Raw genomic sequence first — 20,816 nt, 5'->3', positions numbered from 1 at the left:
TTTCAAGTTACCGTGTTTGGCTTCCATTCAACAATTTTTGCAACTCGAACGCTTGGTAAGTTTAGTAAAATAAGCTTGGAGTAGAAGTAATTACGTCGCAAGCATGCGCCGAGGTACTGTTGTGAAAGTGCGAATGAAACCTGAGAGATAATAAATGGCAATTGAATTGAAGGACTTGATTGAGGATATTAGGCTTGCCCGATTGTTTGCTATGCCTGGACGCGCTTGTGCATTGCAAATTTGGATTTTGCAGGTACAGGGCTACGACTACCTGGAGAATCGATTTGTCTACGGTCGCCTCCTCCCTTATAGTTTTTCTTCAGGAGGATGGAGTGCATCTAGAGATGATAAATTTGAAATTGTCGGTGACTGCCGCGCTCAGGTGATCCGCGCCACACTCTATATCGATAGTGATCAAGCAGGAGAACTGCTGAGCAGCTTTGTAAAAGGCGATGACGTAAAAAAAGTTAGTAGTTCGCTTGTGCTCAATCTGCCAGATTTTCTGGAGAAACGCATCGGGGCTTTCAGCTTGCCCAGTAAATACGTGTTTAGGCCAGTGGCATTATTAATGAACCGTGATGCACATGGCCATGCTGGGCCACAAAGTCCGCATGGCAGTGCTTCGGCGTTTAGTGCTGCCATCACTTTTGTTGATAAGGAACAACTATTCTTGACAGCTCAAGGCCTTGATCAAGAGATGGCGCGCTTCATTGTCAAACGGATGAACGCTGAAACTGGTCTGGATTTTGCTGCTAAGGATGCGGCACGCTTAGGCGATTTAGAATTACTAGTTTTTCCCACCCTCGATGACGATGAGAGAGAGCTTTTAGATGTACAGTGGGTAGGTGGCGAGACACTTTTGGTCAAGCTAAATCTTTTTCAACTGTCAGGCTTCTCAAAGTTCTTTGTTCAAGCGCAAATAATGAACGGTGGACAGCGTATATTTTCAAGTATCAACTCGGTAGATAAGGGAGAAATGGACGTCATTGAATGCATATTTGAATTACCGAAAGGTTATTGGGATATCGCGGATTCAGTTGAAGTCGAAATCCATGGGGCGAGCAGTGGCGAGGTCGCTGCTACATTGCTCTGCAGCTGGAAGAATTATTACATCCGTGAGATTTCCATATCTGGGCACGCGGTCGGAGGTTCGAACCCGGAAGTAAAGCTAGGCTGGTTGGATAAGGCATTAAAGAAAAAGCTTAAAGGGTCGCCGAGAGTGAAGGCCGCACAAACCGTCAGCCGTAATGATATTGGATTTGCTTCAGTAGTTGGTGGACGACAGGCAGATCCTTGGGTAGTCACCAACAGAAAGATAAGTGAACTGCTTGGTGTTTTACATCCACTGAAGTCCGACGCGCGGTTTTTCGGCCGCCTGAGTGAAGGCGATGGTACTGAGCGCCTGCAGTTTGTAGAGTGGATCAAGCAACAATTCGCGAAGCACCGAGAACACCAAATTATCTTTTTCGACCCTTACTTTGAAGACGCGGGAATAGGTTTGTTTTTCCCCAATGCGTCCGACAGCGGGGAATATATTGTCTTCACCACAGTTCTGCCGACCACTCCATCAGCTCAACCTTTGAAGGGCGCTGCCAGGGATGAGGCTGATCGCAGCCGTATTGACAATCTCCTGGCGAGCTGCGAACAGCTTCTAGCATTCGCACATAGAATTGACTTAAAAATCTATGGGGTCAAGCCTGGGGCATTACACGACCGATATATGCTTATTGCTGACCGGCGAGGCCTCCCTGTTTCGGGTTTCAATCTGTCAAATTCTATTCAAAAGGCAAACGAGGACCATCCGCTACTCGTCACGCCAATACCTATGGATGCCTTACATGAAGTGTTCAAATATGCGAATAGATTGATAGCAAAAGCAGTAAATGGGGCGAATGATGATGGGGAGTGCATAGAGCCTATTTTTGACTCTAAACGACATGAACAACTATCTCGAAAGCGGATTGACCAATTAGATTTTCTGAGATGGGATTTGACGGGCACAGTTTTGTCGAGTTGGATTGGAGAAGATTCACTTCGAGAAATGCAGGGTGAGGAGCTACGTGATCGGCTGGAAGAACTGGGTCTACTCGAAGGTGAGTCTTTACGTATTCCCAATACACCAGATGTCGCTAAGTGTGTCGATACCTTATTCAAAGGAGAATACGCATCAGACCAGATTTGGGCTGTCGTCGCTGAGATACTCGCACGTACGCCTCATGGAGAGTCTCTGTTCGTCCATGCACAGAAAAGTTCGTTCTTCAACTTTCTTGAGGGAGTGCTTAAAAGAGCATTCTCGCGGTTCAGTGATGTGGCCCGCGACACATCTTTTGATTCAGTTCAACCGCAATTGTTTCAGCAAGATCTGGAAAGTTTTTTACGAGGATCGTACTCTTACGAACAATTTCGACACCGTATTAAATACGATGTATTAACATGGTCGGATGTCTACGCAGTTAAAATTTTGTGGGAGTCTGCGCCAGAGAAGCTGGTTAAGCTTTCAGAGTGCTGCGCCGCTTCACTCGATAGTGAAGATCATCACCGAGATGCAATTAAGCTATCTCTATTGAGTCAAATTGTTGGAGAGGTTTCTCTCACAATAGCCCTAGGAATTTCGACAGAGCAAAGAGAATGTCTTCTTCGGAGCACGAATGGCCTTTTCACCTGGATGGGATTGGCCAGTTTGAAGGAGGAGTGCATGGATGAAAAAGGCGCGAGCCTGGTAGTAGCACGGTTGGCATCGTTTGATCAGCAGACGAGCATTCGATTGATGTGTTGGCTATTAAGCGGTCTTAAATGGAAGCAAGGCAGCGGAGATGCCGTCAATATTGTCCGGCAAGCACTCTATAATGCGCTACCACCTATACTTGATAAGAACGAAGCAGATTTTCTTGTACACAGCCTTCGAGGTCACATGCGCGAGTTGGCGTGGTCTGAGCCCTGGCTGTTTTCAGAGGTAATTGTTCCACTCTTGGACGATGCTCGAGTAACGCCGGAAGCGTTATGTAGTACATGGATGAAGGAACTGTTTTCCTACCTCGACGAAAAGTTACTCGGTAAGACCGTAAGCTTCAACCGTTTGCGTGAAGGGCGTATTACCGAAATAGCGGCATTTTTATTAGCTAGGAGTTCTCCCAAAACTCAGGGCAGCGTTATTGAGGCTTTGCTGAAGACTTTGAAAAAAGCTCAAAAAAATGTCAAGCAACCGTTAGCCAGTACTATGAATTGGAGTAAGTGGGACTGTTCTTTAGAAGTCGCAATGTGGATTCACGCGTTTTGCCGATATGTTGAAAGCTTCATGGCCGAGACAGCAAAATTACCGGTTGAGTTTGTTGATCTATGTAAGTCATCGAGGGATATCGCGATGGTTCGTACCCTAGATGAATGGCGATACAACGGCGTGGAGCGAGGGGCGCTGGCGGCGTTCATTGAAGAGGTTGGAGACATTTGAATAGGATGGTGGTCATCAATCGGATATGTCATTTCACAGCGGCTTGTGAGTCGTGTTCAATCTATATGAGGCCTTCCGCTCAGGTTGGGTTCAGCGCAATGCTTTAGCTGCGCGGTAGTTTTCGTTTCGCAGCAGGCGCAGGCTGTGCCGGATATTAAGCGAGTAAACAGCCCGCTAGGCGGGCTGATTCTGGTTCAAGCGGCGAGTAGCTCCTCCAGCGAAATATTTCGGGCCGCCGTTGCCAGATCGGAACGTACAAGTTTCGAATGGAATGGGCCGAAGCGGGGCACCTCAAGCCCAGACAATCCGTCTCCCATTCCGCCTCTTTGGTAGCTGACGGCAAGTATGCGGGCGCCCAACGCCATAAGCTGTTCGGTTGCTGCATTCCACTCCTCGTCCAGCGCAAATCCTACGGCACCCAAGGCTGTTGCCTTAGCTTCATCGCAACGTTGGTGGACATTAGTGATTTGTACCTCAAGGTTATCAAGCTCAACTTGCAGTGCGCCGAGGATCAGGTCTTGCCTTCTGACCTGCTCGTCCGTTGTTGCCAGTTGCTTAGCGGCCTTTTGCATTTCGCCGCTTGCTGATTTTTCCCCTTCGACATCACCGCTTGCGAGGCATTTGGCATAGGACGTTGCAGCATCGCGCTCGGCTTGTTGCGCCTTTTCCAGGGCTTGATCGGCTTCTGATTGAATTGTCTGAAACCGCTCGTTCAGGTGCGCTTTTTTCCGTTCCAGCGCTTCGACTTCAGCGGTTGCATCGGTCATCGCTTGAATAGCGTCAGCTTTGATCTGACCAATTTTTTCCAGTTTCTCCAGGTGTTGAAGCTTGCGATCAATTGATGCCAGCTCACCGGGAATCGCATCTATGCGGGCTTTGACGCTTGATAAATTTTCCATAGCCTCGCGGCTTTCAGGGCTTCCAATTACGTTGCCATTCGCACTGAATCCGCTGGGTGCATTGCGCCATTCGGCCTCCAGTTGTGGCAGGCTTTCTTCCAGTGTTTCCAGTTCTTGAATCAAGGTGGCTTGTTGCTGTTTTAGCTGGTTCATGTTGCGTTCCTAAAGGCGAAAGGTTGATTGGTTTTTTCCGTTGGCGGGCCAGGCCAAGGTGAGCCTGCATTCCTCATGGAGCAGCCGTTATTAGGCGGCCTGGGCGCCGTGATCACCTTGTTCGGGCACTGCGACAACCACATAGCAACGCTGCAAGCCCAGCCCCGGTAGTCGCACTGCGGTCGAAGCTTTGCCATCCTTTCCAGGCTCTAAAACACCACGTCGCAGGAGCTCTTTGTTAACCGCACTCAGGTTCATGCCTCGGAAGATTTCGGCCCTCCAGGCTTCCGGCAGCACGTAATAGGTATTGGTGGTATGTAAGGAATCGCCCATGCCGTGTTCCATCGTCTTGCGAAAGCCCAGCCGATCAATCGTGCGTGGGCCGTGCTCATCGATCTTGGCGGCGGCAGATTCCCAGCGGGTAAAGCGACTTTCTCCAAAGCGCTCGATGACCTGTCTCAGCCGCGCCAAAATCGCATCCCCCTCAAAGTTACCGGCGCCGCCACGCTCTGCCAGCCATGCATGCAGGCAAACCCGTGCAGCCGTCGTGGCCGTACCATCAGGCCAACCGGTGACGCCGAAGGCGGTGGCCAACTCGCCGGCCGCTGCGGCGAGGCCGAAGCGAAGGGCGGCACGTTGCGCCTGACCACTGGCCGACGCGGGCAGGTTTTGGGTGATGAACTGTTCCACCGTTCGGCGAACGATCACCGACCACCTGAGCATTTCTCCAGGCGCACACAGTGCGTGCAGGAAGGCGGTGAGGGGTGTGCCGTAGTATTTGGCGACACGGGCCTTGAGCGCATCAGAGAGGGCGGCAGCATCCTCAAAACCGTTCAACACATCGAACATGCCGAGGCCTTTGCTGGCATCCGCAGGCACGGCGAGCATGCGCACCTCCATACCGGCTTTCAGCTCCTTGTTGGCATCCGCCATGTGCTGCGCCAACGTCTTCTCGCCGGTCGAGAGAAACAGCAAGCGCCACTCCTGCACCTGTCGGCCCGCTTGTCCTCGGTCATTCGCCCGGGCCTTGCCGGTGCCATTGCCCAGCATGTAAACCGTTTCGCCAATGATGCGCGGGTCACACATACCGATTTCATCCAGCACCAGGAGGCCGTCTGAGTGCGCGGCGGCGATGGACTCCAGGGCGTTGTCTGTTGAACGCCACGAACGTACCAGACGCGGCCCGCCATAGACCGAGGCAGCGACCTGCAAGTGGGTGGTCTTGCCGCCGGAGCTGTCGCCGTAGAGGTGGAAGCCGCCCGACTCATGCCCAAGCAGGTTCAGGAGAGGCCCCGCAAAGGCCACAGAGACGACAAACGCCAAGCGATGGTTACCAATGCACAGCGCGCCTATTTGCTGCTGCCACTGTTCTAGAGAACCCGCCTCGTTGATCGGTGGCAACTGCGCACCGGCCTCATAAAAATGCAGGTGTTCGGAGTGCGAGCCGATTTGCTGTTCGGGCAAAAGGAAGGCGTTGTCGTGCCAGCCCAGGCGCGTCACCAATCGTGCGCGCTGGGCGCTATCGAAGCCGCCGAGATAGCTCTGCAGGTCATTACGGGCATTGCGCCCCGACCGACTTCCAGCGAGGCGTAGGCCCATGTCTACCAGTGGTCCAAGTACGTCCTTGCCGAAGTCGCCGGTCATGGTTCGGGCTGGAATGTTCCAGCGCTTTTTGGCGCCGTCCGGGTCATCGAACTCGACCAACAAGCCCCAGTTGTGGCCCTTGTCGTCGCGAGTGCGGGCGATGATTTCCAAAGGCGAACACACGGGGCGCGCCTCGCCATCATCGCCGGAATAAAACACCCCTTCAGGCGTCAGGCGAAAGCCGCCCGGCAACAGATCATTTTTCGATTTCGCGGGGCGTTTGGCGGGCGCCTTGGCCGTCTGTTCTTGGGGTTCAGTTGGCTCAGCGGCACCGCCGAAAAACTCACCGCTGCGCACCAGCTCGGCGACGTGACCAGCGGTCCAGCCTTTGGCTAACGCATCCGCTGCGTCATCGCCGTCTGCCCATTTTCCACCCTTGATCAGCGTAGGCTTGCCGCCTTTGCTGCTGGGCTTGAGCTTGAATACATCGAGCGAGATTCGTTGCACTGACGCGGCGCCCAGCTCAATCAACTTGAGCTCGATGGCGTCCATGCACGCCTTGCCGCTGGCATCGTTATCCGGCCACAGCACCACCGTGCGCCCTTTGAGTGGCGTCAGGTCGGCCTTGTGCCAAGAGTTGGAGCCGTTCGGCCAGCAGGTGGCTACGTGGTCGGGCATCAGTTGAGCGGCGGCGTCAGCAGCTTTCTCGCCTTCACACAGCACTACATGCGCATGCGTACGCTGTACCAGCTCATCCAGGCGCAGCAAGGGCCGAGGCTCGGGCAATCCCTGCCAGCGCCATTGTGTGGTTTGCCCATCGGAGCGTTTGCACCAGGTCAACGGCGCAAAGACCTTTCGTGGCTTGCCGTCTTCATCTTCGCCCAGGTCGAAGCGATACAGCGTCATGACTGGCTGGCCCTGCGCATCGCGGTAGATCCACACCTTGGAAGGGGCGCCATGTTGCCGATGCTTGGCAGGGCACTTGTTCATGACCTCGGCGGGGATCGGCTGGATCGCAATCCACTCCGGCGCTTCGGGCTTGGTCGGTGTGCTTTTGGTGGTTGCAGATCCTGCGGAAACGCTGAGCAGATCCGCCAGCTTTTTGCAGGCTTCAACGTCGGTGCCGCCGTCGATGTAGCGCACCAGGTCGATCAGGTCGCCGCCCTTATCGCCAGTGGCAAAATCCGCCCAGGTGCCTTTGCTCAAATTGACCTTGAGTGAGCCCGCGCGTTTGTCCGTGCGCGTCGGGTTTGGTGCGGTGTATTCCTTGCCGCCGTCGACGCGTTTGCCGTTTGGCAGCCAGTGAGCAAGCACACGGTCTATGTTCTTAAGAGCGACGCTTTTCACGTCGGCAAAGCTGGGACGTTTTGAGTTGTTGCCGGTGCGCTGAGTCATGGGGCTGTCCTCGTTGCATACAGCGCATCGTTCACGTCATCAATCAGTGCTTTTGCCATTTCTCCCAGGTAGAGAGCTGGCCAACTGAACCGCTCGCCCTCATTACTCATAGCTGCGTCGAGGGTCAGTTGGTTGGCGTAGTACTGAAACAGCGATATGGCCTCAAGTGCGTCCTCGATCGGCACGCCTGCATTGACCCTAAACAGCTTTTGAGTACCGCTGGCAACGCATGAGAATTCGGTACGCCCGAGGGTGTTGGCTGTGTTCACAGGGCACCGCCTTTCTGGCCCATTGGCACAGAGGAGGCATCACCGTACAAGGCAAGTGTTTTGATCAAGCCCAAGGTGCCGCGCACGTCCCAAATAACGGACGACAGTACGCGGTTGGAGAGTACGGGTTTATCGCCGTCTAAATGATCTTCCAGCAGCATCAGAACTGAATCAGCACGGTCGAGGGCGCAGGTGATGGCGTCGATGGGAATACCGGCTTCGGCGTCCTGGCTGACACAGAGCAGATCCTCGGGTAGTGAAAAGCCTGGGAGCATGCTCATTGGGCACCTCCTGCGGCTTCCAGGGCGCGAGCCTTGGACATATGGGCGTTGTAACGGGAGAGGCGTGTAGCGAGGCTGGAGTTGGCGTGTAAAGCGGCGAGAGCCATTGCTCGATGAGCGGCGGCGCGAATTTTGGACGGATCGGTGGCGTGCATTGGGCGAAACTCCTTTGTCTGGGGAGCTGCCACGGTTCGCCGTCAAACGAATTAGGGTGGCAGCTGTACGCAGGTTGACGGACCGGGGACAAAGGAACCCGGCATACCCGAAGGTATCCCGCGCACAGCCGCCATAAACAGGATGTGCAGGCACAAAAAAAGCGCCTGCAATCGTGATGGGGGCGCCTGTGCGCCAATGTCTGAACGGGCCGTCAAACCCGGTCGCTGATTTTGCAGCGACGGCCAGAGAGTAACGCCTGATTTTTGAAAGTGCAACTATCCGGAACGCTTGCGGATTTTTTCGATGCGGCATAAATTGATCACGCATGTAGATTTACCTCAACGCCTCCGGTTGCCGCCGGGGGCGTTTTCGTTTCAGGCATGGATGTCCCAGCGCAGGGAGACAAAGGGCAAAAGGTCGCCTTCGAGGCACGCGCGCGCATCCTCGTAGGCATCTATTTGTTGGCCTTCGTCGACGATGATTGCTTGTGGGGCTTGGCAAGGAACTGACAATGCGCACCAGATGCCATCTCTCCATCGCATCACCATGACGTCCCGGTTCAGGCGTTTTTGCTCCGTGCGGTAACGTTCAAAACGCTGCATACCGCGTGATGAGAACCCGACTGTTCTGAGTACAGAAAAGGGCTGCAAGATGGCCCTATTGGCGACACGATTTTTCATGCTGCCACCTGGTCGCGAGCCTCTATGCGGCTTCGTGCCCATGTTTGGATTTCAGATAAAACCCAAGCTACAGGCGCGCCGCGAGCGTTGCTGTTGCTCAATTTGACGGGTAGGGGAAAGCCGCTATCTGTGCGCTGCATGAGTTTGTAGATGGTGGAACGCTTCATGCCCACGATCCGCTCGACCTCGGGCATACGGATCAATGTCGACGATGCGTCAAACATTGGGCTTGGAGTGGTTGGGTTAAGGCGGGGAATTTCAGTGACAGGGGCTTTCATAGGTCTTGCTCTCGACTGGTTAGGACTGAGAGCAATGATCTAGGTGTAGGTCGGTGGTGAGCAGTTCACTTCCAATTGAAATCCGATTGAAATTTCTGGCTTACAGCACGAAGTAGCGTTTGAGGATGGCTTCAACTCTTTTGCGGGTGAGGGCTTTTTCGGTCTCAAGCGCAATCCACTCAGGCCGTTGTTTTGGCGGTTTTGCTACCTCGCCTTGTAGCCATGCATGCACCTTCGTAGCAACGTTGCGTTTGGACATCCCCGCTGCACGGTAGTGGAGCCCCTTTTTAACTATCGCGGCGTCTCGAACGCTAATTTCCTCGTTACGCTCCATACCGCTGATGAGACCGCCTTTTTTGCGGACGGCATTTTTGATCGCTCGTTCGGCGATGGGTCTTAGTTCATCGTCGACCAGGCAGGGTAGGGATCTGATCGGTTCCAGGTAGAGGGTGTACTGATCGAGCACTTCGATGTGCTTGTCCGGGTCGACCTGCATCTCTACGAATTGGCAATACAGATCCCTAGGCCAGTCTGTAGGAGGTTCAGAGACATGAGACCAAGCTTCTTGATCGGCTGTTTGCATCCAACTGGTTAATGTCCCCAGCGCTTTTACGGCACAGGCCATGATGTAGCCCGCATGAGCATCGCGCTCCGACACTGAGTAATTACCGCTGTACATTCGTACCCAGTGAGCGAGGCGTGCCGTGGTGTCGGTGGAGGCGTATTGAAAAATTGTCTCCTCATGGATCGTCGTCTGAATGCACATGCTGGCGAGGTCTTTGTTGATATCGTCACCATGAATGCGCAGACAGCATTGGTCGATCAAGCGGCAGGCGTCAGCGACCTGCTCACGGCAGAGGTCATAGAGCGGTTGCGCGGAGAGATAACTGAGCAGCCCCCGGGTTAACGCCAAATGCAAGATGGGTCGGTGATCAGTCATGACGAAGTGTCATCGGTACCGTGTAACGGAAAGTCCCACGCCCTGGATTCAAAGCGGGTAACCAGCGAAAGCCGTTTTGTGGGCGCAAGTTTAGACCGCTTGCCCACAGCATGCGTGTAATGACTTTGGCGTTACACGCAGGGGCAGCGTTACATCGCATGTACGTTAAGCAACTGAGATGTGTAACAGGCGTGAAAGCCAATGAATCCGGGCTCTTGGCGAGCGGCGTTACACGAGTAACACGCGTTACACCGGATTTTGAGGGGGGCAGGGTAAGTGCTCTCACACTGCCTTCCCAAATTGACCTTGCACTACATTCCCTGCCTCTATGAAATCGAGATGATCGGCGTACCACTGCATCATCTGTGTGCGCTGCTCAAGGTACTGAGCCTTGTTGTAAATCCCTCGAACACCTTGTGCCTTGTGGCTGAGTTGGGCCTCGATATGGTCAGCTGGATATCCATGCTCGTTAAGGATCGTGCTGGCGATGTGGCGGAAGCCATGGCCGGTCTGGCGGCCCTCGTAACCAAGGCGTCTGAGTGCCATTAGGAATACGGTATCGCTGCGGGGTTTAGTGCGGTCGCTTCTACCTGGAAACAGAAGTGGGTAAGCGCCGGTGAGTTGCCGAAGCTCCAATAGTGCTTCGACTGCTTGAGTGCATAGTGGTACCAGGTGCTCACGACCTTTCTTGCGACCCTTGCGCTCGACTGGAACGGTCCACAGCCTCTTATCGAAATCAAACTCTACCCATTGTGCCTCTCGGAGTTCGCTGGGGCGTACAGCCATCAGGGTCAACAGCCTCAGGCCGAGCTGAACATCTTTGGCGTGGGGGTAGGAACGTATCGCTCGAAGTAACCCCGGAAGCTCATCGGGGGAAACGTGGGCGTAGTTCTCTGCCTTTCCCGAGGACAGAAATTTATGCACTCCCTCCAACGGGTTGTTGACGGCTCTGCCTGTTACGCGAGCCAGGTCATAGATATCTTTGCAGTAAGCCCTCACACGGCTCATCTGTTCGAGAATCCCCTGACGCTCAAGCCCTCTCAATAGCTCCATCCACTCCATCGACATGATTGAGGTGTAGGGGCGTTTACCGAGCGAGGGGAATACATGGCGTTCGAGTGCGCCAAGTATCCTTTTGGCTGTACCCGCATCCCAGCCGCTAAGGCGAGACGTGTGCCACTCCCTTGCCAATGCTTCAAAGGTGTCGTTGGCCGCATCGATCTCGGCGGCTTGGCGAGCTTTCTTGGAGGTGATCGGGTTCTTACCTTCCGATGCGTCGGAGCGTAGATCAGCCGCTTTCTGTCGAGCGAAAGCGCCACCCACTTCCGGGTAGCCGCCAAGACCAAGCCATGACCATTTGCCGTCCGGCTTCTTGTAGCGTAACTCCCAAGATTTTTGGCCGTTTGGCTTGACCCTGAAATACAGCCCTGGGCTGTCTAGTTCGCGGTATGCCCCGGCCTCAGGCTCCAGGCTGGAAAGTGTCGTGTCAGCGAGAGGGCGTCGCTTGATATCTGTGCGTTTCATCCTTGTATGCCTTCAGTTCAATTATTTATGAAGCATACACGTGGGCATACACGGAGGGGAAGGATAGGGGTAGATAGAGGTGGACAGCCAGAAACAAGAAAGCCCGCACTAGGCGGGCTTCTTGAGGTGATTCATAGACTGCTGTAGATGTCTATGGATCGGTACTTGGTGGCTACACAGGGACTTGAACCCCGGACCCCAGCATTATGAATGCTATGCTCTAACCAACTGAGCTATGTAGCCAAGTGGCGCGCATTATTCGCGTAGAACGCCAATGCGTCAAGTATTTATTTTGAATTTTTATCTACGCTTTCAACTGTTTAAGCGAAATCAGCGGATCGGGCGACGAGTGGTTCCTGATTAATCCCGACGCCTCCCCGCAAAAACCTGATCGCGTGGGGCAGATATCCCTGCCGCCCCACGCGAGGCCGACTTCAAGGATACGACGAGTTATGCGTGGCGCGCTTGAGTTGCTCGCGGGCTCGCGACAGGCGTGAGCGCACGGTGCCAATAGGAATGTCCAGTACGTCGGCGGTGTCCTGGTAGCTGCCGTCGGTTTCCAGGGAGGCGTAGAGCGTCTTGCGCATTTCTGCCGGTAGGTGGTCGATGGCGTTCAGGGTTTTTTCCAGGCGCCGGTTGATTTCAAATTCCCAATCCAGGTTGTGGTTCTCCTCCTGGCCATGCCACAGCGACTCGTCAAATTCGCAATGCATAGGCTTGGCATACAGGCGCCTGAAGTGATTACGGATGAGGTTTTGCGCGATACCGCACATCCAGGTGCTGAGCGTGGCATTGCCGCTGAAACGCTCGCGGTTGCGCCAGGCTTCCAGATACGTCAGTTGCAGCAGGTCGTCTGCATCTTCCGGGTTGAGTACGCGCTTGTGAATGAAGCGCCGCAGTTTTTTTTGCTGGTCGTCTGTCAGGTGAAGCATGAATTGAGGCGAGCTGCCAACGAGGTGCGCTAAAGCTTCAATAGGGATATTCATGATTTTTTCCTTGGTGTAGACGCAGTCGAAAGGATGTCGACGGGGACCTCGTTTGCACTGGTTGTGCCAAGGGGAATTTTTTTCAACTTACTGATTTATATAGGTAAATATCCTGAAATGATGAGATGTTGTGCAGGGGTTTGCATAGAGCTGCCATGGGGTGTGCAAGTCTTTTCAATTTAGCCGTGCAAGTGTTTTTCGATGGAACCAGATGGGCAGGTCTTGCCACACAGGGAAACACTCTTCCCGTACAGGGCTGTCCATGAAAGTTGAACTCTCCCCCGAGGTTAAGTCGATCCGGCCCGTGGATCAGCTTGCCGTCAGCCAGGCCCCGACGCCTCAGCCCACCAGTGGCGTAGATGCTCTTGCTCACCTGTTCAGCCAGGAAGTGGCAAGCAATAGCCTGCCGCTGAGCCAGCGGAAGATGGGCGCACGCGTTTCCCCGGTCGAACAGATAGCGGAGCTTTATCGGCAGTTGGGGCATCCGGCCAAGAAGACCCTGGCAATGATTTCGTTGATGGTCAGGGAGGCGCTGAGGCGGGGGGGCGAGGGCGGGTTTGAAGCATCGCTGAAGCTTTCCGAAGGAGACCCCGCGCGTGCGTTCGTGGTGCTCAAGCATGTGGCGGCCCAGGCGGACATTGGGTCGCGCCCCGCCGAAGCGGCCCTGGCACGTGTTGCCATTGCTAAGCTGAAAGTGCTCTACGAAAGGGAGATCCAGGCCGGCCTGAACATTGCCGTGGCGATGCAAGCGTCTGGTGTCGACCCACAGGAGCGTCAGGCACTGCGTACGCTCTACTACGCCAGTGTGGTCATGCGGCAGTCGCTGCCGACGATGATGCAGGCGCTGCTGGGCTTATACGGCAGCGAACGGTTTGCCGACGGGCTCATGTTGATGCGAAAGGCTTTGGCGGACGATATTGCGGCCAAGGTGTCGTCAATGCCTACACCGCTACTGCGTACCTTGTTACTGGGGCTGCAAAGCTGTGGGCAACTGAGCGGGACGCTGAACGGGTGTCAGAAGCTGATCGAAGACCTGAAAGTCGACCATGACAAGGTAGCGCTACTGCAGCGCATTTTGGGTTTCACGGGCAGTGGGCTTGATGCTGATGGAATCCTTCGGCTTGGGATGGAATTGCAGGGCAACTCAAGCGCCCTGCCATTGTTGGCACTCAATGCGCTTTGTCCGGTGCTCCACGATTTGCCATTGGCGCTATGGCTCGATGGTCGAGTGCGTGCAGATACCCTGCGTTGCTTACGGGTGGTGATCGGGGAGCAAGACCGGGCTACCCGCAATCCTGCACGGTTTTCAGGTGTGCTGGAGGCCCAGGCGTGACAGTGCTGTTGGTCATCAACCGCGTGTTGCTAAAGGTCGCGCAGCGCGCCGAAGTGCTGGGCGCCGTGGTGGTGATGGCCATTGTGTTCATCTTTATTGTGCCGCTGCCGACTTGGCTGGTGGACATCCTGATTGCACTCAACATCTGCATCTCGTGCCTGTTGATCGTGTTGGCGCTATACCTGCCGGGGCCCCTGGCGTTCTCATCTTTCCCGTCGATCCTGCTGTTGACCACAATGTTTCGCCTGGCGCTGTCGATTGCGACGACGCGCTTGATCCTGCTGGAGCAGGACGCTGGTGACATCGTCGAGGCCTTCGGCAATTTTGTGGTCGGCGGCAACCTGGCCGTGGGGATGGTGATCTTCCTGATCCTGACCCTGGTCAACTTTCTGGTGATCACCAAAGGCTCGGAGCGGGTCGCCGAAGTGGCGGCGCGTTTCAGCCTGGATGCGATGCCTGGCAAGCAGATGTCCATCGACAGCGACTTGCGTGCAGGCTTGATTGACGGCGCGCAAGCGCGGGACAAGCGCGAGCAGTTGTCCCGCGAGAGTCAATTGTTCGGGGCTATGGACGGCGCCATGAAGTTCGTCAAGGGGGATGCCGTCGCCGGCTTGATCATCGTTGTGGTCAACCTGTTGGGTGGGTTCTCCACGGGCATGTTCCAGCATGGCTTGAGTGCCGCCGATTCAATGGCGCTGTACTCGGTACTGACCATCGGCGACGGCCTGATTGCGCAGATTCCCGCGCTGCTGATCTCACTCACCGCCGGCATGATCATCACCCGTGTAGCGCCGGATGCGCGCAGGGGTGTCACTAACATGGGCGCCGAAATTGCTCGGCAGATGACCAGCGAGCCCAAGAGCTGGATGATTGCGTCGGTGGGAATGCTCGCCTTTGCGGTGGTGCCCGGCATGCCTACCCTGGTGTTTATCCTGATCGCGTTGGTCACTGGCAGCCTGGGGTATTACCTGATGCGTCAGCGTCAACGGCAGGAACAACCTGAAGCCGAAGCGGCTGAAGCGGTGCGTCCCGAAGAGAACGGCAGTGAGGACTTGCGAGGGTTCGATCCTTCAAGGCCCTACCTACTGCAATTCTCTCCAGCGTTGCGAGGCACGCCGCAAGTGACGGATCTTATCCACGCGATTCGCCAGGCGCGAAATGCGCTGGTTGCCAATATTGGGCTGACACTGCCGCCGTTCGAGGTAGAGCTCGATGACTCGCTGGCCGACGATGAAATGCGCTTTTGTGTGCATGAGGTGCCAATGGTCAGGGCCTCGGTCGTCAGCCTGGTGGCAGTTGAGCGAAAGGCGCTGACGGTTGAGCCTGCACATGCCATCGCGGGGCTGGCAGAGCGCGATGAACAGGGGTGGGTCTGGCTGGCGCCGGATGATCCGTTGCTCGATGATCCCCAGTTGGAACGCTTCACTGCGGCGAGCCTGATCGTTGAGCGTATGAAGCAGGCCATGATGCTCAGCGGGCCGCAGTTCCTGGGGATCCAGGAGAGCAAGTCGATCCTCAGTTGGCTGGAGCACAACCAGCCGGAATTGGTCCAGGAGCTGCAACGGATCATGCCGCTATCGCGGTTTTCGGCGGTGTTGCAACGCCTGGCCAGCGAAGGTGTGCCGTTGCGGGCAGTGCGGCTGATTGTCGAGTCGCTGATCGAATACGGTCAGCATGAGCGGGAACCGGACGCACTGGCCGACTATGCGCGCATTGCGCTCAAGGCACAGATTTACCATCAGTACAGCGAAGCCGAAGGCCTGCATGCCTGGCTGCTGTCGCCGCAGACTGAAAGCATCCTGCGCGAGGCGCTGCGCCAGACCCAGACGGGGGTGTTTTTCGCACTCGACGATGAACACAGTGCAGCGTTGGTCAGCCTGCTCAATCAAGCCTTTCCCCTACGACCCAAACTCAAGAGCGTGATGCTGGTTGCGCAGGACTTGCGCAGTCCACTGCGCACCTTGTTGCTGGAGGAATTCAATCACGTGCCGGTGCTGTCCTTTGCCGAGCTGAGCAGTACCTCCAAGGTCAAAGTGCTTGGGCGGTTCGACTTGGGGCAGGACGAGTTGATGCGCGGAGCGGTGGCATGAGGACTTGATGATGTTCGAGTTGCGCGTGCTTGATGGACGGCACCAGGGGGCTGCGCTGCCTTTGTTTGGTGAGCAGTGGAGCATCGGTGCCCATGGCGATGCAGACCTGGTGCTGAGCGACCCTGGCATCGCCGAGCAGCATGCACGGCTGAGGCTCATCGACGCGAACTGGTCGGTGCAGGCCGAAGCCGGACTGCTGCGCGGGGCTGATGGTCGGGTGCTGGCTCAGATCCCGTGCCTGGCGCTCGATACCGTTTTTTCGGTGGGGGCCGTGCGGCTGTGTGTCAGCCTGGCCGATGAACCCTGGCCCCGATCACCCGCCCCAGCAACGGTAGCGTCGCCCGTCGTCAATGAGCCGGCGCGGGGGCTCAAATTATCGACTATCTCCCATTCCCAGCAAAAGCGCCTGATCAGCCTCGTGTTGGCGGTAACGGTCATCTTCATCGTGGTGGGTATGGCCTTCAACGGTGAGCCTGAGGCCAAGGCTTCCTTGACGCCGCCTGTGGTGCAGAAGCAGGCGTTGGGCTCACCGTTTGAAGTGCGCCAACAGCTGTTGAAAATGCTCAGCGAACGTGAGCTGAGCCAGCGCGTCAACTTGCAGGTGATCAATGGCCAGGTCGTGCTTGATGGCGACGTTTCCCAGGATGATGTAGAGCTGGTCGCGCGCATGCTCAACCGTTTTGGCGAGCAATACGACAATGCCATACCGGTGATCAGCCGTGTGCGTGCGCGCGACGGAGCCTTGCCGTTCAAGATTGTGCAGATCGTGGGCGGGCCCAATGCTCATGTGGTCCTGGAAGAGGGTAGCCGGCTGTTTATTGGCGATGAGGTGGATGGCCTGCGCCTGGTACTGATCGACAACAGCAAAGTGGTGTTCGATGGCGTGCAGCGTTATGAGGTGCGCTGGTGAATACGCAAATGCAAGCGCGCCTCGATGCCTGGCAACAGCGCCAGGCCCAGTCGTTGGCCACTTTCGCACCCGTTACCGTGCGGGGGCGCATCCAGCGCGTCAACGGCATGTTATTGCAGTGCCGACTGCCCCAGGCGCGTATTGGGGATCTGTGCCAAGTGGAGAAAAAGCCGGGCGACTACATGCTCGCCGAGATCATCGGTTTTGATCAACAGGATGCCGTACTCAGTGCGCTGGGCAACCTGGAAGGCGTGCAGGTGGGTGCCGGCGTCGAGCGCCTGGGGGTATCCCATCGGGTACAGGTCAGCGACGCACTGCTGGGCCAGGTGCTGGATGGTTTCGGGCGACCGATTGCGGGAGAGGGGCCCAGCGCGTTTGTCGAGGCCGACTTGCCCGATACCAGCGCGGTGCTGTGCGAGGCGCCGTTGCCCACCGAGCGGCCACGCATCCACCGCGCGCTCGCTACCGGGGTGCGCTCGATCGACGGCCTGCTAACGCTGGGCGAAGGCCAGCGTGTGGGCCTGTTCGCCGGGGCGGGTTGCGGCAAAACCACCTTGTTGGCCGAGATCGCCCGTAACGTGGAGTGCGATGTCATCGTATTCGGCCTGATTGGCGAGCGGGGCCGCGAGCTGCGCGAGTTTCTCGATCATGAGCTGGATGAACAGCTGCGCTCCAAGGCGGTGTTGGTGTGTGCCACGTCCGATCGCTCCAGCATGGAGCGAGCACGAGCGGCCTTCACGGCGACCGCATTGGCTGAGGGATTTCGCCGCAAGGGCAAACGTGTGTTGCTGCTGATCGACTCCCTGACCCGTTTCGCCAGGGCCCAGCGCGAAATCGGCCTGGCCGCCGGCGAACCCCTCGGTCGCGGCGGCCTGCCACCTTCGGTCTACAGCCTGTTGCCACGGCTGGTAGAGCGCGCCGGGTTGACCAAGGACGGCGTGATCACGGCGATCTATACGGTGCTGATCGAGCAGGACTCGATGAACGACCCGGTGGCTGATGAGGTTCGCTCGCTGCTCGACGGCCATATCGTGCTGTCTCGTAAGTTGGCCGAGCGTGGGCACTATCCCGCGGTGGACGTGCTGGCGAGCTTGTCGCGGATCCTGAGCAATGTCGCCGAGCCTGCGGATATCCAGGCGGGTACCGCGTTGCGACGGTTGCTGTCGGCCTATCAGCAGATCGAGCTGATGCTCAAGCTGGGGGAATACCAGCCAGGCAGCGATGCCTTGACCGACCTGGCAGTGGACAGCCGCCAGGCCGTCGATGGTTTTCTGCGTCAGGACTTGCGTGAGCCTTCCCCGATGGCAATGACGCTGGAGCAACTCAAGGAGCTGACCGCTTATGTCCCATTCTAACGAGCTGCTAGGTGAGGTCGAAACGCTGCGCCGCCTACGCCGCCACCGGGCAGACCGGGCTGAGCGCGCTTTGCGTGAAGCGAAGCGAGCCCAGCAGGCCCTGCTTGCACATATCCAGCAAGCCCAGGACACCCTTGAGCAGACCCAACTGGAAGAGGCCCAGCAGAGTGCTCGGTTGCTCAGCCAGCATCAGGGCCAGGTACTGAGCCTGCGGGACCTGAAAGCCTGGGGCTCGCAGGAGCGCGGCTTGTCTGCCAATACCCGGCGGGGTATCGGGGAGTTGGAGGTCTTGCGAGGTCAGCAAGCAGAGAAGCAGGCCCGCGTCGGCAGTGCCCAGAAACAGGCCACTGAGTGCCTACGACAAGTGGAAAAGCTTCAGGAGTTATCCCTTTTACTGGTGCAGGAGTCGGTATGACCCAGGTTTCAGATAGACCTGCTGAACGCCCACGGGTGCGTGAACAACGAGAGGAGCGTGAGCTCGGAGCGGGAGGCGTTGTGCCTGAGGCGTTGACGCGGTTGTTCAACCAGTTGTGGGCGGATGACGGTGAGGGCTCAGGCGGGGGGGCTTCCCTGTCGGGATCAAAGTTATTGGGCGGTGCCGCGATGATCGAGGCGCTTGCCGAACAACTGGCGCCACGTCTGCTGGCCACTTCGCAGTGGCCGCTTCAGGCCGTGTTGTACTTGCCTCGCCTGGGGCGAATCAATGCCACTGTGCGCCGTGAACAAAACAGCTGGAGTATCGACCTGGAGGCACAAGAGGATACGACGGCGCGTTGGCTCAGCAGCGTGAGGCAACAGTGTGAAGATCGCTTCGCACTCACGCTGGAACAGCCAGTCAGCCTGTTTGTGCCCAATGCCGGCTGCGCATGCTAGTGCCGTTGCTGACATTACCTTCGGTCAATGGCATTACAGTTGCCGCCCGGCGCAGGCTGGGGCGTGGCCTGTGCATGCCGTTTCAGGTAGCCGGGCAGCGTGGTCAGCTGCGGCTCGAACCCGGGCGCGCCCCTGCACGTGGTGAGGTGGTGTGCCTCGAAACGGTGTGTGGAGTGCTGGCGCTTGCCGAGGCCGGGCCGCTGCTCAGCCTGCTGGGTGAGTGTCCTGTGACGCTGGCCCCGACGGGCAACGATCCGGACTCCTGGTTCTGGGAATTGTTCCAGTATCACCTGAGTCCTCAGGTGAAAACCCTGCTGGGCTATCTGCGATTGTTGGAGACCGAACCACCCAAGGCATTCGGCTGCCGCCTCAGTGTGAGCCTGGGGCAATCCCGGGTTGAGGGATATGTGTGGCTGGCTCCCGCGAGCTTCCTGGCCTTATGCGATGCCGGGCCATGGCGTGCCACAGCCGGGCCGATGCCCACCTCGTTCCGCCTGACCATTGCAGTCACCCTCGGGCGCTTGCGGTTACCAATCGCGCAAGCACGCAGCCTGCGGACTGGAGATGTGCTGGTGCCTGAGCAGAGCTTTTTTCAAGCCCAGGGCAGCGGTCATGTACAGGTTGGCAAACAACGACTGCATGGATGCATTGACGATAACAGTGGGCCGTTGTGCCTGACCCTTACTTCAATCGAGGACACGTCTGTGGACGAAGAATTCCTGGCTCCCCACTACTCCGGGGATGAGGGCGATGAGCCTGTGACGGACGTATTTGGCGACGAGCCGTTCGATGAGTTGAGCATGGCGCTGAATATACGCTGCGGCACGTTGAACCTGACCCTGGGCGAGTTGCGAAACCTCGCGCCGGGAGCGGTGTTGGGCATTGGCGGTTACGCGCCAGGCATGGCGGGCCTCTATTACGGTGACCGACCGATTGGCCTGGGACAGTTGGTGGAAGTCGATGGGCGCCTGGGGTTGCAACTGTCTCGCGTGATGTTCGGCCGATGATACTTCAGGGGTTGGACCCCTTAGTCCTGGCCGTGTTTCTGGCGGCATTATCGTTGATGCCCATGCTGTTAATCGTCTGCACAGCGTTCCTTAAGATCGTGATTGTACTGATGATCACCCGTAACGCCATCGGTGTGCAGCAGGTGCCGCCGAGCATGGCCATCAATGGCATAGCGCTTGCGGCCACGCTATTTGTCATGGCGCCTGTAGGGTATGAAATCGCCGAAAGTGTCAAAGCTTCGCCGCTTGATCTGAGCAACGTACAAACGTTCCTGCAGACAGGAAATGAAGCCATCAAACCTTTGCGTGCCTTCATGTTACGCAACGTTGATGCGGATGTGCTCACACACCTGCTGGAAAACACCGCACGCCTGTGGCCCGCGCAGATGGCCCAAGAGGTGCAGCGCGAAGACTTGATCCTGTTGATCCCGGCGTTCGTGCTGTCGCAGCTGCAGGCGGGATTCGAGATTGGCTTCCTGATCTATATCCCCTTCATCGTCATCGACTTGATTGTCTCCAATCTTCTGTTGGCGCTGGGCATGCAAATGGTCTCGCCGATGACCATTTCCCTGCCGCTCAAATTACTGTTGTTCGTGATGGTGTCCGGTTGGTCGCGATTGCTCGACAGTCTGTTCCTCTCCTATCTCTGAGTGGC

18 protein-coding genes and 1 tRNA gene are annotated in these 20,816 nt (G+C 56.7%); 9 read left to right on the top strand and 10 right to left on the bottom strand.

The annotated features are described in order from the left end of the window. Positions 1–154 precede the first annotated feature (154 nt). A complete protein-coding gene (locus KHP07_RS04895) occupies positions 155–3,448 on the top strand; it encodes a VPA1262 family protein (RefSeq protein ID WP_214496677.1) in 3,294 nt (1,097 codons plus the stop codon). Positions 3,449–3,642: 194 nt separating this feature from the next. Here KHP07_RS04895 and KHP07_RS04890 read toward each other — a convergent pair whose 3' ends face one another. The 10 genes from KHP07_RS04890 to KHP07_RS04845 all read right to left on the bottom strand — a co-directional run bounded on the left by KHP07_RS04890 (position 3,643) and on the right by KHP07_RS04845 (position 12,593). Next, positions 3,643–4,500: a hypothetical protein gene (locus KHP07_RS04890; protein ID WP_214496676.1), complete on the bottom strand. Its 858-nt coding sequence runs from the start codon at positions 4,498–4,500 to the stop codon at positions 3,643–3,645. A gap of 90 nt (positions 4,501–4,590) precedes the next feature. Then, on the bottom strand, positions 4,591–7,479 hold the full coding sequence (locus KHP07_RS04885) for a DUF927 domain-containing protein (RefSeq protein ID WP_214496675.1): 2,889 nt from the start codon (positions 7,477–7,479) through the stop codon (positions 4,591–4,593). After that, positions 7,476–7,748 (bottom strand): DUF3077 domain-containing protein, encoded by a 273-nt coding sequence (locus tag KHP07_RS04880; protein WP_214496674.1) that lies wholly within the window; start codon positions 7,746–7,748, stop codon positions 7,476–7,478. The genes KHP07_RS04885 and KHP07_RS04880 overlap by 4 nt, the downstream gene beginning before the upstream one ends. Then, on the bottom strand, positions 7,745–8,029 hold the full coding sequence (locus KHP07_RS04875; protein ID WP_003175982.1) for a hypothetical protein: 285 nt from the start codon (positions 8,027–8,029) through the stop codon (positions 7,745–7,747). The genes KHP07_RS04880 and KHP07_RS04875 overlap by 4 nt, the downstream gene beginning before the upstream one ends. 530 nt (positions 8,030–8,559) lie before the next feature. Then, the gene (locus KHP07_RS04870; protein WP_122764486.1) at positions 8,560–8,865 is read right to left on the bottom strand and encodes a hypothetical protein; all 306 of its coding nucleotides are present in this window, start codon (positions 8,863–8,865) and stop codon (positions 8,560–8,562) included. Further along, entirely contained in the window at positions 8,862–9,143 is a 282-nt protein-coding gene (locus KHP07_RS04865; RefSeq protein WP_214496673.1) for a helix-turn-helix transcriptional regulator, read from the bottom strand. The genes KHP07_RS04870 and KHP07_RS04865 overlap by 4 nt, the downstream gene beginning before the upstream one ends. A 100-nt stretch (positions 9,144–9,243) precedes the next feature. After that, positions 9,244–10,083, bottom strand: coding sequence for a hypothetical protein (locus KHP07_RS29440; protein ID WP_250883393.1), 840 nt, complete (start codon positions 10,081–10,083; stop codon positions 9,244–9,246). A 282-nt stretch (positions 10,084–10,365) separates the two neighbouring features. Then, positions 10,366–11,607, bottom strand: coding sequence for a tyrosine-type recombinase/integrase (locus KHP07_RS04855; RefSeq protein WP_214496672.1), 1,242 nt, complete (start codon positions 11,605–11,607; stop codon positions 10,366–10,368). 166 nt (positions 11,608–11,773) lie between these two features. Further along, positions 11,774–11,850: transfer RNA gene (locus KHP07_RS04850), tRNA-Met, on the bottom strand. Between the two features lie 191 nt (positions 11,851–12,041). Next, positions 12,042–12,593 carry an RNA polymerase sigma factor gene (locus KHP07_RS04845; protein WP_078046761.1) on the bottom strand — a complete coding sequence of 184 codons (552 nt, stop codon included), beginning with the start codon at positions 12,591–12,593 and terminating at the stop codon, positions 12,042–12,044. A 262-nt stretch (positions 12,594–12,855) separates the two neighbouring features. Here KHP07_RS04845 and KHP07_RS04840 point away from each other — a divergent pair, with 262 nt between their 5' ends. Genes KHP07_RS04840 through sctR form a run of 8 tightly spaced genes read left to right on the top strand, consistent with a single transcriptional unit; the run spans position 12,856 to position 20,811 of the window. Beyond that, the gene (locus KHP07_RS04840) at positions 12,856–13,926 is read left to right on the top strand and encodes an HrpJ domain-containing protein (protein WP_099493978.1); all 1,071 of its coding nucleotides are present in this window, start codon (positions 12,856–12,858) and stop codon (positions 13,924–13,926) included. Beyond that, positions 13,923–16,016 carry a type III secretion system export apparatus subunit SctV gene (gene sctV / locus KHP07_RS04835; RefSeq protein WP_099493979.1) on the top strand — a complete coding sequence of 698 codons (2,094 nt, stop codon included), beginning with the start codon at positions 13,923–13,925 and terminating at the stop codon, positions 16,014–16,016. Before KHP07_RS04840 ends, sctV begins: the two co-directional genes overlap by 4 nt. 10 nt (positions 16,017–16,026) lie before the next feature. Beyond that, positions 16,027–16,926 (top strand): FHA domain-containing protein, encoded by a 900-nt coding sequence (locus KHP07_RS04830; RefSeq protein WP_078050865.1) that lies wholly within the window; start codon positions 16,027–16,029, stop codon positions 16,924–16,926. 8 nt (positions 16,927–16,934) lie between these two features. Next, a complete protein-coding gene (locus KHP07_RS04825) occupies positions 16,935–18,281 on the top strand; it encodes a FliI/YscN family ATPase (RefSeq protein ID WP_214496704.1) in 1,347 nt (448 codons plus the stop codon). Further along, on the top strand, positions 18,268–18,696 hold the full coding sequence (sctO, locus tag KHP07_RS04820; RefSeq protein ID WP_214496671.1) for a type III secretion system stalk subunit SctO: 429 nt from the start codon (positions 18,268–18,270) through the stop codon (positions 18,694–18,696). The genes KHP07_RS04825 and sctO overlap by 14 nt, the downstream gene beginning before the upstream one ends. Further along, positions 18,693–19,154 carry a type III secretion system HrpP C-terminal domain-containing protein gene (locus KHP07_RS04815; protein ID WP_214496670.1) on the top strand — a complete coding sequence of 154 codons (462 nt, stop codon included), beginning with the start codon at positions 18,693–18,695 and terminating at the stop codon, positions 19,152–19,154. The genes sctO and KHP07_RS04815 overlap by 4 nt, the downstream gene beginning before the upstream one ends. After that, entirely contained in the window at positions 19,148–20,161 is a 1,014-nt protein-coding gene (locus KHP07_RS04810) for a FliM/FliN family flagellar motor switch protein (RefSeq protein ID WP_214496669.1), read from the top strand. The genes KHP07_RS04815 and KHP07_RS04810 overlap by 7 nt, the downstream gene beginning before the upstream one ends. After that, positions 20,158–20,811, top strand: coding sequence for a type III secretion system export apparatus subunit SctR (sctR, locus tag KHP07_RS04805; protein ID WP_078046768.1), 654 nt, complete (start codon positions 20,158–20,160; stop codon positions 20,809–20,811). The genes KHP07_RS04810 and sctR overlap by 4 nt, the downstream gene beginning before the upstream one ends. Positions 20,812–20,816 lie beyond the last annotated feature (5 nt).

The organism is Pseudomonas sp. VS40, from assembly GCF_018587885.1.
GTDB lineage: Bacteria > Pseudomonadota > Gammaproteobacteria > Pseudomonadales > Pseudomonadaceae > Aquipseudomonas > Aquipseudomonas pergaminensis.
This window is presented reverse-complemented; position numbering and strand designations above follow the sequence as displayed.

Excerpts from the sequence above, each read along its gene's own strand:
- sctO (WP_214496671.1), top strand. The coding sequence starts at position 18,268 with ATGTCCCATTCTAACGAGCTGCTAGGTGAGGTCGAAACGCTGCGCCGC.
- KHP07_RS04830 (WP_078050865.1), top strand. The coding sequence starts at position 16,027 with ATGTTCGAGTTGCGCGTGCTTGATGGACGGCACCAGGGGGCTGCGCTG.
- KHP07_RS04815 (WP_214496670.1), top strand. The coding sequence starts at position 18,693 with ATGACCCAGGTTTCAGATAGACCTGCTGAACGCCCACGGGTGCGTGAA.
- KHP07_RS04870 (WP_122764486.1), bottom strand. The coding sequence starts at position 8,865 with ATGAAAAATCGTGTCGCCAATAGGGCCATCTTGCAGCCCTTTTCTGTA.
- KHP07_RS04885 (WP_214496675.1), bottom strand. The coding sequence starts at position 7,479 with ATGACTCAGCGCACCGGCAACAACTCAAAACGTCCCAGCTTTGCCGAC.
- KHP07_RS04855 (WP_214496672.1), bottom strand. The coding sequence starts at position 11,607 with ATGAAACGCACAGATATCAAGCGACGCCCTCTCGCTGACACGACACTT.
- KHP07_RS04895 (WP_214496677.1), top strand. The coding sequence starts at position 155 with ATGGCAATTGAATTGAAGGACTTGATTGAGGATATTAGGCTTGCCCGA.
- KHP07_RS29440 (WP_250883393.1), bottom strand. The coding sequence starts at position 10,083 with ATGACTGATCACCGACCCATCTTGCATTTGGCGTTAACCCGGGGGCTG.
- KHP07_RS04840 (WP_099493978.1), top strand. The coding sequence starts at position 12,856 with ATGAAAGTTGAACTCTCCCCCGAGGTTAAGTCGATCCGGCCCGTGGAT.
- KHP07_RS04810 (WP_214496669.1), top strand. The coding sequence starts at position 19,148 with ATGCTAGTGCCGTTGCTGACATTACCTTCGGTCAATGGCATTACAGTT.
- KHP07_RS04875 (WP_003175982.1), bottom strand. The coding sequence starts at position 8,029 with ATGAGCATGCTCCCAGGCTTTTCACTACCCGAGGATCTGCTCTGTGTC.
- KHP07_RS04865 (WP_214496673.1), bottom strand. The coding sequence starts at position 9,143 with ATGAAAGCCCCTGTCACTGAAATTCCCCGCCTTAACCCAACCACTCCA.
- KHP07_RS04825 (WP_214496704.1), top strand. The coding sequence starts at position 16,935 with ATGCAAGCGCGCCTCGATGCCTGGCAACAGCGCCAGGCCCAGTCGTTG.
- KHP07_RS04890 (WP_214496676.1), bottom strand. The coding sequence starts at position 4,500 with ATGAACCAGCTAAAACAGCAACAAGCCACCTTGATTCAAGAACTGGAA.
- KHP07_RS04845 (WP_078046761.1), bottom strand. The coding sequence starts at position 12,593 with ATGAATATCCCTATTGAAGCTTTAGCGCACCTCGTTGGCAGCTCGCCT.
- sctR (WP_078046768.1), top strand. The coding sequence starts at position 20,158 with ATGATACTTCAGGGGTTGGACCCCTTAGTCCTGGCCGTGTTTCTGGCG.